Consider the following 11,085-nt stretch of genomic DNA (forward strand, 5'->3'; position numbering starts at 1 on the left):
CATTTCCGTCGTTTCAAGGCCCTTAAACCGCAAATTGTCAGCTCATCCAGTTCCCGCCATCGACGTTGTAGGTCTGCGCTACCACGTATTCACTCTCTGCCGAGGCCAGGAAAATCGCCATGCCTGTGAGATCGTCCGCGGTCCCCATCCGGCCATAAGGCACTTGCTGGCCGACCTGGCGTTTCTTTTCCCCCAACGGCAGGTTTTCGTGGTGGGCAAACAGCGCATCCACGCCGTCCCAATGCTCGCCATCCACCACGCCGGGAGCGATGGCGTTGACGTTGATCCGATGTTTGATCAAATCCAGCCCGGCGGACTGGGTCAGGCTGATCACCGCTGCCTTGGTGGCGCAATAGACGCCAACCAGCGCTTCGCCACGCCGGCCAGCCTGGCTCGCCATGTTGATGATTTTGCCGCCATGCCCCTGGCGGATCATCTGCCGGGCCGCGGCTTGCAGCGTAAACAGCGTGCCAGCGACGTTGATGGAAAACAGCCGCTCGTAGCTCTGGCGCGTGATCTCCACAATCGGCGCCAAGTCGAACAGCGCCGCGTTATTGATCAGGATATCCAGCTTGCCGACCCGGGCCACGACGGCGTCGATGGCTTGGTCGATGGAGGCTTGATCGGTCACGTCCATTTTTACCGCGTAGGCGCTGGCGCCCAACTCGGCGGCGGTGGCCTGGGCCCGCTCCAGATCGATATCGGCAATCGCCACCGTCGCGCCTTCGTTGATATAGGCCTGGGCAAAGGTCCTGCCGATACCACGGGCGGCGCCGGTTACCAGCGCACTTTTTCCTTCCAGTCGTTTCATGGGGGGTGTCCTTTTATAAGCTGCATCAATCAATGGCAAGCCGATTACAGCAGCGCACCTGAATGCGGACAAACGCAGGAAGGATGATCCGCTGGTACTTTTTTACTTCGGTCCAAGGCGTACGGCTGGGTTAAAAAAGCATCATTGAGGGGGGCAGATCAAACTGGCGACCGCCGTCCAACCCGGCGTAAGGTGCTGCTACAACGCTAAGAGAGGCGCGACATGCCTGACCACAGAACGCCTTTGTTCGAGCAGCGGCCTGCCGAACTGGAAATCATCCTCCCGGAGCCCGAGCACAGTTTTCGCTGGTACGAGCACGACTATCCGTACCCGATGGCGCGCTGGAATCACCATCCTGAATTTGAAATCCACCTGATCCGCCAGGGCAGCGGAAAGCTGCTGGCAGGCGACTACATTGGCCCGTTCGGCCCTGGACATGTGGCGATGATCGGTCCGGACCTGCCTCATGATTGGATGGGCGACTTGGCGCCGGGTGAGTACCTGGAAGGCCGCGATGTGGTGCTGCAATTCGATGGTGCGACGCTACTGACCTTGCGTCAGACCCTGCCTGAGTTGGCAGATCTGCAAGGGCTGTTCGAACGTGCCCGTCGTGGCCTGGCCTTCAGCGGCGCTACCTCCTTACATGCAGCGCGCCTGCTTGAAGCCATCGGCCCGGCCCAGGGGCTGTCGCGATTGGCGCTGTTCCTGAAGTTGCTCAACACGCTGAACCAAGCCCCGGAAGACGAGACCCTCAGCTTGGCGAGCCCTTGCTACGCACCCACCCTCGATTCCCGCAGCTCCGAGCGCATCCACAAAGCCTTCGAGTATTTGCACGCCGAACTCACCGGCGACCTGCGCCTGTCGGTGATCGCCCGGCAACTGGACATGAGCGAACCCGGCTTCTCGCGTTTCTTCAAACGCATTACCGGGCATGGCTTCATCGACCTGATGCGCAAACTGCGGGTCCAGCGCGCCTGCAGGCTGCTGTTGCAGAGTGAAATGCCGGTAACCGATATCTGTTTTGAGGTGGGTTACAACAACCTCTCTAATTTCAACCGGCATTTCCGCATCGAGATGAACCAGACGCCCAGTGAGTATCGCCGGGGCGCCTTGTCATTGGTTTGAAGCCGCAGTGCTTCAACGCGCAGTCTGCGCCTCGCCCACCGTCACCGCACGAGCCATCACACTGATCGCCGCCACGGCCGCAATCAGCAAGCCCGGCGATGTTGCCAACAGCACACCGGTGGTTCCCGCCCCGGCCGCCAGGATTTGTCCGGCGGCCAATGGTCCAGCGACGGAACCCAGGCGCCCGATGGCCACTGCCGCGCCGACACCGGTCGCACGTACGGCGGTAGGGTAGGAGGGCGGTGCCAAGGCATAGAGCACCAATTGCGCCGCCATGACGAACAACCCGGCGGCAAACCCGGCGATAGCCATCGGTACGATGCCGATCGATAACCCGACCCCGGCCAGGGCGCTGAGCAGCCCGGAATAGACGAACAGCACCACCTTGACGCCGTTGCAGCGGTCCAGCAACAGGCCACCGAGCAACGAACCCAAGGTTCCGCCAATGTTGAACAGCATCTGCACCAGACCCGCCTGGGGCTTGCTGAAACCTTGTTCCAGCAGCAGCGACGGTAGCCAGTTGAGCAACATGTACATGACCGTCAGGGTGAAGAAATAGCTCAGCCAAAGGGCCAGGGTAGTACGGCCCCGACCTTCGCCGAACAGCGCCTGACTGGTTGAGCTGCGAGCCTCGCCGCCGGCACCCTGGGCCTGGCGAAAGGCGCTGGACTCAGGGAGCCACAGCACCATCAGCGGCACAACCAGCAATGGCGCCAGCCCACCGATGAAAAACGTCATCTGCCAGTGTTCGCCAAACAGCATGGCGACCACGGCCGCCAAGGCACCCCCCAACGGAACCCCCGCATACATCACACTGATGGCCGTGCCGCGGCGCTGCTCCCCCACGGACTCGGCACACAGGGCAATGAGGTTGGGCAGGGCGGCGCCCAGGCCCAGGCCGGTCATGAAGCGCACCAGCAACAGGCTGGAAAAATGTTCGACATAAGCGGTGCTGAGGGAGAACACACCGAACAGCAAGACAGCGGCGATGAGGATTTTCTTGCGGCCGATGCGATCGGCGATCCAGCCCCCGAAAAATGCACCTGGCAGCAGCCCGATGATCCCGGCACTGAAGACCCAGCCCATCATTTTCGGGTCCAGGGCAAAGGTCTGGCGCAAGCCTGCGGCGGCGGTGCCGGCCGACTGCAGGTCAAAACCCTCGATCAGCGCAACGATAAAACACAGGGCGATGGTCAGCGTCGTACGACGTGCCGGGCGATCCATGGCAAATCCTCTTATTGTTTTTGTCTGGACACCGGTTCGAGCGAGGAATCGGTGCATAGGATTAAGATTAACAAAGATAACTAAAAAATGAATCGTGATGACGCAATGATGATTTCCTAGTAAATACATAATAAAAACAGTTAGTTGAAGTCATTGGCTGCACGAGTCGTAAAACTGGTTAATGATATTAATGTTCGATTATCGATCACTTTGGATTGACGAAGCACCCGTATCATTTCCATTCTCTGTGCCCACCTCAGGCGTTGAGGTCGATCAAAAACAACAATAAATGGACATCGAACATGCCAAACCTTGCGCGGGCCGCCCATGCGGTGCCCCCTGTTTCACCACTCGTTCAACTGCTGGCCTGCCTCGGCTTGAGCCTGGGTTCCAGCGCGTTGTTGGCAGAAGGATTCATCGACGACAGCCACGGTACCTTGACCCTGCGTAATTACTACATGGACCGCGACTACAAGGACGATGGCGCCAAAACCGCGGCCCGGGAATGGGCCCAGGGTGTGTTCATGAACATGGAGTCAGGCTTTACGCCGGGCACGGTCGGGTTCGGCCTGGACGCCCGAGGATTGCTGGGGATCAAGCTTGATTCGTCGCCGGATCGCAGTGGCACTGAATTGTTGCCGGTGTCCAGCAGCGACAAGCGTGCCGCCGATGAGTACTCACGCCTGGCATTGACCGGCAAACTGCGCTTGGGCCAGACCACGGTGAAGACCGGCGATGTTTCGATTTTCCTGCCGTTCGCCTTCGCCAGCCCATCACGCCTGCTGCCGCAGACCTTTCGCGGGACGACGCTCAGTTCCAAGGACATCGACGGATTGACGTTGAACACCGGCTACATCGACCGCATCAACCGTCGCGATTCCACCGACTACCAGTCGATGAGCATTGCCTCGCCCAATCGGCGTTTCAATGGCACGGCGACTTCGTCTCACATGGCCTATGTGGGCGGCGACTATCAGGTCAACAAAGACCTCAGCCTGCGGGCCTACCACGCCGAAGTGGCAGACCTGTACCAGCAAAATACCCTGGCGTTACTGCATAACCTGCCCTTGGGTGACGGGGTGTTGACCACCGACCTGCGCAGCTTTTTCAGTGACGAAGACGGCGCCGCCAAGGCCGGCAAAGTGGATAACCGCAATGTATCGGCGCTGATCGGCTATCGCTTGGGTGGGCATCGCGTGAGCCTGGGCTACATGCATTCGAGTGGCGATACGGCCACGCCTTATGTGTCGGGCACCGAGTTGATGGGCTTGAGCGAAATGACCATGAGCTCGGATTTTCTCAATGCCAAGGAGCGCACCTGGCAGGCGATCCATGACTATGACTTTGCCGCCGTGGGCGTACCGGGCCTTAGGACCCGATTGCGTTACGTGCGTGGCGATCACATCGAGCTGGCGGCCTTCAATGCCGAGGACCGCAAGGAGCGAGAGTTCCAGATGGAGCTGGGGTACGTGATCCAGAGCGGCCCGCTGAAGAACGTCGGGCTGCTGGCGCGCAAGTCGATCTACCGCAATAACTTCCCGGGGGCTGCGGCCTTTCGCGATGAGAACCAGACCCGGTTTTTGGTGACCTACAGCGTGCCGATCTGGTAGGGAATGTGCGCAGTGCTTTTGTGGCGAGGGAGCTTGCTCCCGCTGGGCTGCGCAGCAGCCCCAGACCGGTGAATGCGGTCTGGCAGGCTGATTGAGCCGACTGTTTTGGGGCTGCATCGCAACCCAGCGGGAGCAAGCTCCCTCGCCACGGGTGCCTATCCGTTATCGCTGGTAAACCTTCTTCAGCAACCGCAGCAACTCCTCCCGCTCGCCATCCGAAAGGGCCGCCGTGGAATCCAGATCGCTCTGGACGGCGATCTGCTGGAGTTCCTTGAGCAGGGTTTCCCCGGTCTTGCTCAGGAAAATCCCATAGGAACGCTTGTCCGGCTTGCACCGCACCCGCACGGCCAGCGCCCGGCTTTCCAGTTTGTTCAACAGCGGCACCACTTGCGGCGGTTCGATCGCCAGGGCCTTGGCCAGGTCGGCCTGCATCAGGCCGGGGTTCTGGTCGATGATCGCCAGGGCCGAGAATTGGGCGGGGCGTAAATCGTGGACGGCAAGCCGGCCGATCAGGTTCTGGAACAGTTTCAATTGGGCGCGGCGCAGGGCGTAACCGATCAGGTCATCCAGCGCAGCGTCCAGCGGTACCTGCGCGTCGGTGCCGTCGGCCAGGGCTTCGGCGGGTTCGGCAAGCTTGGAAGACTTGGCCATCGAAGAGAGCATCCTCAAGGTGAGTGATTAACAAGGCTATCCAGTTTGCCCGAGGTTGTGACGCGATGGCTACGGTGGATCGCATATTCGTTGATCGGCTGCTTGCCAGCAGTGGTTGAAAAAATACAGATAAATCGATTAATAGTTAATTGACATAACTATATTTCAGGTTTAGTTTTTGATCATCTTCAGCCAAGAACAAGAGTGCACGCATCATGAGCAATTACGAAGGTCGCTGGAAAACGGTCAAAGTCGATATCGAGGAAGGCATTGCCTGGGTGACCCTTAATCGCCCGGAAAAGCGTAACGCCATGAGCCCGACCCTCAACCGCGAAATGATCGACGTGTTGGAGACCCTGGAACAGGATCCCGCCGCCGGCGTACTGGTGCTGACCGGGGCTGGTGATGCCTGGACCGCCGGCATGGATCTCAAGGAGTATTTCCGCGAGGTGGATGCCGGCCCGGAAATCCTCCAAGAGAAAATTCGTCGCGAAGCCTCGCAATGGCAGTGGAAGCTGCTGCGCATGTACGCCAAGCCGACCATTGCCATGGTCAACGGCTGGTGCTTCGGTGGCGGTTTCAGCCCGCTGGTGGCATGCGACCTGGCGATCTGCGCCGACGAAGCGACCTTCGGGCTCTCGGAAATCAACTGGGGCATTCCGCCCGGTAACTTGGTCAGCAAGGCTATGGCCGATACCGTGGGCCATCGCCAGTCGCTGTACTACATCATGACCGGCAAGACCTTCGGTGGGCAGAAAGCCGCCGAGATGGGCCTGGTCAATGAAAGCGTGCCCCTGGCGCAACTGCGTGAAGTCACCGTGGCGCTGGCGCGCAACCTGCTGGAGAAGAATCCGGTGGTGCTGCGAGCAGCCAAGCATGGCTTCAAACGCTGCCGCGAACTGACCTGGGAGCAGAACGAGGATTACCTGTACGCCAAGCTCGACCAGTCGCGTTTGCTCGACACCGAAGGTGGTCGCGAGCAGGGCATGAAGCAGTTCCTGGACGACAAGAGCATCAAGCCTGGCTTGCAAACCTATAAGCGCTGAGTCGACAGGCGAATAGCGGGCCGCATCCCGCTGTTCGCTGCGTCGCCCTGGCGCTACTGTTACATCGCTGCGATGCATTCCCGATAAAGACAATAAAGAGGAATCACCATGCTGGACGTGCCCCTGTTGATCGGCGGCCAGTCGTGCGCCGCCCGTGACGGCCGGACCTTCGAGCGCTGCAACCCGGTGACCGGTGAAGTGGTCTCGCGTGTGGCTGCTGCCACGTTGGAAGATGCCGACGCCGCCGTGGCCGCTGCGCAAGCTGCGTTTCCCGCCTGGGCTGCGCTGGCGCCCAACGAACGTCGCACCCGTCTGCTGCGTGCGGCCGAGCAGTTGCAGGCCCGCAGCGGCGAATTCATCGCTGCCGCTGGCGAAACCGGTGCCATGGCCAATTGGTACGGTTTCAACGTGCACCTGGCGGCGAACATGCTGCGCGAAGCCGCTTCCATGACCACCCAGATCAACGGCGAAATCATTCCTTCGGATGTGCCCGGCAGTTTTGCCATGGCCTTGCGTCAGCCGTGCGGCGTGGTGCTGGGTATCGCACCGTGGAACGCTCCGGTGATCCTTGCCACCCGCGCCATCGCCATGCCCCTGGCCTGCGGCAACACCGTGGTGCTCAAGGCTTCTGAAATAAGCCCGGCCGTGCACCGGCTGATCGGCCAAGTGCTGCAGGACGCCGGTCTGGGCGACGGCGTGGTCAATGTGATCTGCAATGCGCCAGCGGATGCGCCGGCCATTGTCGAGCGGTTGATCGCCAACCCGGCGGTGCGCCGTGTCAACTTCACCGGTTCGACCCACGTCGGGCGCATCGTCGGCGAACTGTCGGCGCGTCACCTCAAGCCGGCCCTATTGGAACTCGGTGGCAAGGCGCCGCTGCTGGTGCTCGATGACGCCGATCTGGATGCCGCCGTGCAAGCAGCGGCCTTCGGGGCCTACTTCAACCAAGGCCAGATATGCATGTCCACCGAGCGACTGATCGTCGATGCCCGCGTGGCCGATGCCTTCGTTTCCCGGCTGACCGCCAAGATCGCCACCCTGCGCGCCGGTGATCCTGCTGCCGGCGATTCAGTGCTCGGCTCGCTGGTGGATGTCAGCGCCGGCCAGCGCATCAAGGGCTTGATCGACGACGCCTTGGCCAAAGGCGCGACACTGCTGGCGGGAGGGCAGTTGGAGGGCAGTATCCTGCAGCCGACCTTGCTCGATGGTGTGACCCCGGACATGCGTCTGTATCGCGAAGAGTCCTTCGGCCCGGTGGCCGTGGTCCTGCGCGGTGACGGTGACGAGGCGCTGCTGCGCCTGGCCAACGACTCCGAGTTCGGCCTCTCGGCCGCGATCTTCAGCCGTGATACCACACGTGCGCTGGCCTTGGCCCAACGGATCGAGTCGGGCATCTGTCACATCAACGGTCCGACCGTACACGACGAGGCGCAAATGCCCTTCGGCGGGGTCAAGTCCAGCGGTTACGGCAGCTTTGGCGGCAAGGCGTCCATCGAGCATTTCACCCAGTTGCGTTGGGTGACGTTGCAGAGCGGACCCCGGCATTACCCGATCTGAAATCCGTCGCACCGCTGGCGGGCGGGCCTTGAAGCCCATCGCCCCGGTGCAGACCAGAATAACAATGAAAAGGTCGCAGCCAAAAGGCTGCCACGCTCCGCTCGCTTCGCGCGACCCGAGCGTGCCTTGGTGGAGGAAATGTACGTGAGTTCCGAGTTCAGATCGTCCTCCCGACCCGGCCCTGGGCAGTATCGCCAGGTGTCGATTGGTCATCCTGCTGTTGAAGTCCGGGAAGAGCAGGGCATCCTGCACATGCGCTCCCTGGAACCCCTGGCGCCGTTGCCGGCGCGGTTGCTCGAGCGCCTGGTGCACTGGGCCGAGGTACGCCCGCAACACACGTTTATCGCGGCGCGCGAGGCGGGCGGTGACTGGCGTCGCGTCAGCTATGCGCAGATGCTCGAGAGTGTCCGGGCCATTGCCCAAAGCCTGCTGGGCTACGGCTTGTCGGCCGAAAGACCGTTGGCGCTGCTCTCAGGCAACGACATTGAACACTTGCAAATGGCCCTCGGTGCGATGTACGCCGGCATTCCGTATTGCCCGGTGTCGCCCGCCTATTCATTGCTGTCCCAGGATTTCGCCAAGCTACGGCACGTCTGCGATCTGTTGCAGCCGGGGCTGGTGTTCGTCAGCAATGCCGCGCCGTTCGAGCGGGCGATCAATGCCGTATTGCCAGCCGATATTCCCTTGATCACGGTCCAGGGTGAGCTGGCAGGCCGGGCGAGGACAAGCTTCGCCAGCCTGCTGGCACAACCCGGCGGCGTTGAGGCCGAGCGGGCCTTCGCCGCCACCGGCCCGGACAGCATCGCCAAGTTTCTCTTCACGTCCGGTTCGACCAAGCTGCCAAAGGCGGTGATCACCACCCAGCGCATGCTCTGCGCCAACCAGCAGATGCTGCTGCAGACCTTTCCGGTATTCGGTGAAGAGCCGCCGGTGCTGGTGGACTGGTTGCCGTGGAACCACACCTTCGGCGGCAGCCACAACGTCGGCATCGTGCTGTACAACGGCGGCACGTTCTACCTGGACGACGGCAAGCCTACAGCCCAAGGCTTTGCCGAAACCTTGCGCAACCTCAAGGAGATTTCGCCCACCGCTTATCTGACAGTGCCCAAGGGCTGGGAAGAACTGGTCAGTGCCCTGGAGCAGGACGGCGAGTTGCGTGAGCGTTTTTTCAAGCGCATCAGCCTGTTCTTCTTTGCCGCGGCGGGTTTGTCCCAAAGCACCTGGGATCGCCTCGACAAAGTGGCCGAGCAGCATTGTGGCGAACGGATCCGGATGATGGCCGGGCTGGGAATGACCGAGGCGGCGCCGTCCTGCACGTTCACCACCGGGCCATTGTCCATGGCCGGTTACATCGGCCTGCCGGCGCCGGGTTGCGAAGTGCGGCTGGTGCCGGTGGATGGCAAGTTCGAAGGACGCTTTCGCGGGCCGCACATCATGCCCGGTTACTGGCGCTCGCCGCAGCAGACCGCCGAGGTGTTCGACGAGGACGGTTTCTACTGCTCGGGTGACGCGATCAAGCTGGCCGATCCGGGCAACCCGCAACTGGGCTTGATGTTCGATGGCCGGATTGCCGAAGACTTCAAGTTGTCCTCCGGCGTGTTCGTCAGTGTCGGTCCGTTGCGTAATCGAGCCGTGCTGGAAGGCACGCCTTACGTCCAGGACTTGGTGATCACTGCGCCAGATCGCGAGTGCCTGGGTGCGTTGGTGTTCCCAAGGCTTGCTGAGTGCCGACGCCTGTCGGGCCTGGCCTCGCACTCCAGCGATGCCCAAGTGCTCGCCAGCCCGCCGGTACGTCGCTGGTTTGCCGACTGGTTGCAACGCCTGAACCGCGCAGCGAGCGGCAACGCCAGTCGCGTGGAGTGGATAGCCTTGCTCGATGAACCGGCGTCCATCGATCGCGGCGAAATCACCGACAAGGGCTCGATCAACCAGCGGGCCGTGTTGCAGTGGCGAGCGGCGAAAGTCGAGGCGCTGTATCGCGGTGAAGACCCGTCGATCCTACGGGCCGGGTCGCCGGGTTAATCCCCAATCCTTGTGGGAGCGAGCTTGCTCGCGATAGCGGTAGTCCAGCAGCATTGATGTTGGCTGACACACCGTCATCGCGAGCAAGCTCGCTCCCACAGGTTTTTCATCTTCGACTCGTTCAGCCCTCAGCCCAGCCCCCGCCGTGACACGCTGCCTCAAGCCTTTTACTATGCCGGTTCTCTTTTCTCTGGAATTCACCTGGATGAGTAAGCCTGGCCAAACGGTGCTGGTGGCGCTGCGCAGAATGATCGCCTCGGGCGAGTTGGCGGCCGGTGAGCGCTTGATGGAAATTCCCACCGCTGAACTATTCGGCGTTTCGCGGATGCCGGTGCGCATGGCGTTCCGCACGCTGGAGCAGGAAGGGTTGCTGGTACGCTTCGGCGGGCGGGGATTCCAGGTGCGTTCGGTGAGTGCCGAGGAAATCGCCGGGGCCGTAGAGGTGCGGGGTGTGCTGGAAGGCCTGGCCGCCCGGCAGACGGCCGAACGTGGTTTGTCCGATGAGGGCCGGGCGATACTCGAACAGTGTCTGGTGCAGGGCGACGAACTGTTCGCCAAAGGCTATGTGACCGAGGATGACTTGGAGGTGTATCACGACCTCAATATGCGCTTTCATCAGGTGATCGTCGAAGGCAGCCACAACCCTGCGATTGCCGATGCACTGGCCCGTAACGATCATTTGCCTTTCGCCTCAGTCACCGCCTTGGCAGTGGATCGTCAGAACATGGCTGGGGAGTTTCGCCGTTTCAACTATGCCCACATGCAGCACCATTCGGTGTTCGACGCACTGGTCCATCGCCAGGGCGCCCGTGCCGAGGCGATCATGCGCGAGCATGCCAATGCGACCTTGCGTTATGCCGAGGTGTTCGGCTCGACGCTGGCGGATGAGCGGATGACGGTGATTCTGCGTTCAGAGTGAAAGCCCATGTAATGCTGTTCACTTAAGGCAATAAGACAGACCTGTGGCGAGGGAGCTTGCTCCCGCTGGGCCGCGAAGCGGCCCCAAAACCTGCCAAATGCGGAGTATCAGACACACCGC

The 11,085-nt window shown here is 61.4% G+C and carries 9 protein-coding genes; 6 read left to right on the forward strand and 3 right to left on the reverse strand.

All coding sequences use genetic code 11. The annotated features are described in order from the left end of the window. Positions 1-37: 37 nt before the first annotated feature. Complete coding sequence (locus QNH97_RS13405) at positions 38-811, reverse strand: L-iditol 2-dehydrogenase (protein WP_283557265.1); 774 nt, start codon at positions 809-811, stop codon at positions 38-40. 222 nt (positions 812-1,033) lie between these two features. Here QNH97_RS13405 and QNH97_RS13410 point away from each other — a divergent pair, with 222 nt between their 5' ends. Further along, complete coding sequence (locus QNH97_RS13410) at positions 1,034-1,936, forward strand: helix-turn-helix domain-containing protein (protein WP_283557266.1); 903 nt, start codon at positions 1,034-1,036, stop codon at positions 1,934-1,936. Between the two features lie 12 nt (positions 1,937-1,948). Here the strand turns inward: QNH97_RS13410 and mhpT are convergent, their stop codons facing one another. Continuing rightward, positions 1,949-3,160, reverse strand: a complete 1,212-nt coding sequence (mhpT, locus tag QNH97_RS13415) for a 3-(3-hydroxy-phenyl)propionate transporter MhpT (protein ID WP_283557267.1) — start codon at positions 3,158-3,160, stop codon at positions 1,949-1,951. A 302-nt stretch (positions 3,161-3,462) separates the two neighbouring features. Here mhpT and QNH97_RS13420 point away from each other — a divergent pair, with 302 nt between their 5' ends. Further along, positions 3,463-4,770 carry an OprD family porin gene (locus QNH97_RS13420; protein ID WP_283557268.1) on the forward strand — a complete coding sequence of 436 codons (1,308 nt, stop codon included), beginning with the start codon at positions 3,463-3,465 and terminating at the stop codon, positions 4,768-4,770. A 162-nt stretch (positions 4,771-4,932) separates the two neighbouring features. Here QNH97_RS13420 and QNH97_RS13425 read toward each other — a convergent pair whose 3' ends face one another. After that, a complete protein-coding gene (locus tag QNH97_RS13425) occupies positions 4,933-5,421 on the reverse strand; it encodes a MarR family winged helix-turn-helix transcriptional regulator (RefSeq protein WP_283557269.1) in 489 nt (162 codons plus the stop codon). A gap of 215 nt (positions 5,422-5,636) precedes the next feature. Between QNH97_RS13425 and QNH97_RS13430 the strand changes: the two genes are divergently transcribed. The 4 genes from QNH97_RS13430 (at position 5,637) to QNH97_RS13445 (ending at position 10,965) form a co-directional block, all read left to right on the forward strand. After that, on the forward strand, positions 5,637-6,467 hold the full coding sequence (locus tag QNH97_RS13430) for a p-hydroxycinnamoyl CoA hydratase/lyase (RefSeq protein WP_063320869.1): 831 nt from the start codon (positions 5,637-5,639) through the stop codon (positions 6,465-6,467). A 108-nt stretch (positions 6,468-6,575) separates the two neighbouring features. After that, entirely contained in the window at positions 6,576-8,024 is a 1,449-nt protein-coding gene (locus QNH97_RS13435) for an aldehyde dehydrogenase (protein ID WP_283557270.1), read from the forward strand. A gap of 144 nt (positions 8,025-8,168) precedes the next feature. Then, entirely contained in the window at positions 8,169-10,046 is a 1,878-nt protein-coding gene (locus QNH97_RS13440; protein ID WP_283557271.1) for a feruloyl-CoA synthase, read from the forward strand. 205 nt (positions 10,047-10,251) lie between these two features. After that, positions 10,252-10,965 (forward strand): GntR family transcriptional regulator, encoded by a 714-nt coding sequence (locus QNH97_RS13445; protein ID WP_283557272.1) that lies wholly within the window; start codon positions 10,252-10,254, stop codon positions 10,963-10,965. Positions 10,966-11,085: the final 120 nt, after the last annotated feature.

The sequence above is a fragment of the Pseudomonas sp. G2-4 genome (genome assembly GCF_030064125.1).
Taxonomy (GTDB): Bacteria; Pseudomonadota; Gammaproteobacteria; order Pseudomonadales; family Pseudomonadaceae; genus Aquipseudomonas.

What these genes read in the sequence shown, in the direction of transcription:
- QNH97_RS13405 (WP_283557265.1), bottom strand. Translation starts at nt 811, where the DNA reads ATGAAACGACTGGAAGGAAAAAGTGCGCTGGTAACCGGCGCCGCCCGT.
- QNH97_RS13410 (WP_283557266.1), top strand. Translation starts at nt 1,034, where the DNA reads ATGCCTGACCACAGAACGCCTTTGTTCGAGCAGCGGCCTGCCGAACTG.
- mhpT (WP_283557267.1), bottom strand. Translation starts at nt 3,160, where the DNA reads ATGGATCGCCCGGCACGTCGTACGACGCTGACCATCGCCCTGTGTTTT.
- QNH97_RS13420 (WP_283557268.1), top strand. Translation starts at nt 3,463, where the DNA reads ATGCCAAACCTTGCGCGGGCCGCCCATGCGGTGCCCCCTGTTTCACCA.
- QNH97_RS13425 (WP_283557269.1), bottom strand. Translation starts at nt 5,421, where the DNA reads ATGGCCAAGTCTTCCAAGCTTGCCGAACCCGCCGAAGCCCTGGCCGAC.
- QNH97_RS13430 (WP_063320869.1), top strand. Translation starts at nt 5,637, where the DNA reads ATGAGCAATTACGAAGGTCGCTGGAAAACGGTCAAAGTCGATATCGAG.
- QNH97_RS13435 (WP_283557270.1), top strand. Translation starts at nt 6,576, where the DNA reads ATGCTGGACGTGCCCCTGTTGATCGGCGGCCAGTCGTGCGCCGCCCGT.
- QNH97_RS13445 (WP_283557272.1), top strand. Translation starts at nt 10,252, where the DNA reads ATGAGTAAGCCTGGCCAAACGGTGCTGGTGGCGCTGCGCAGAATGATC.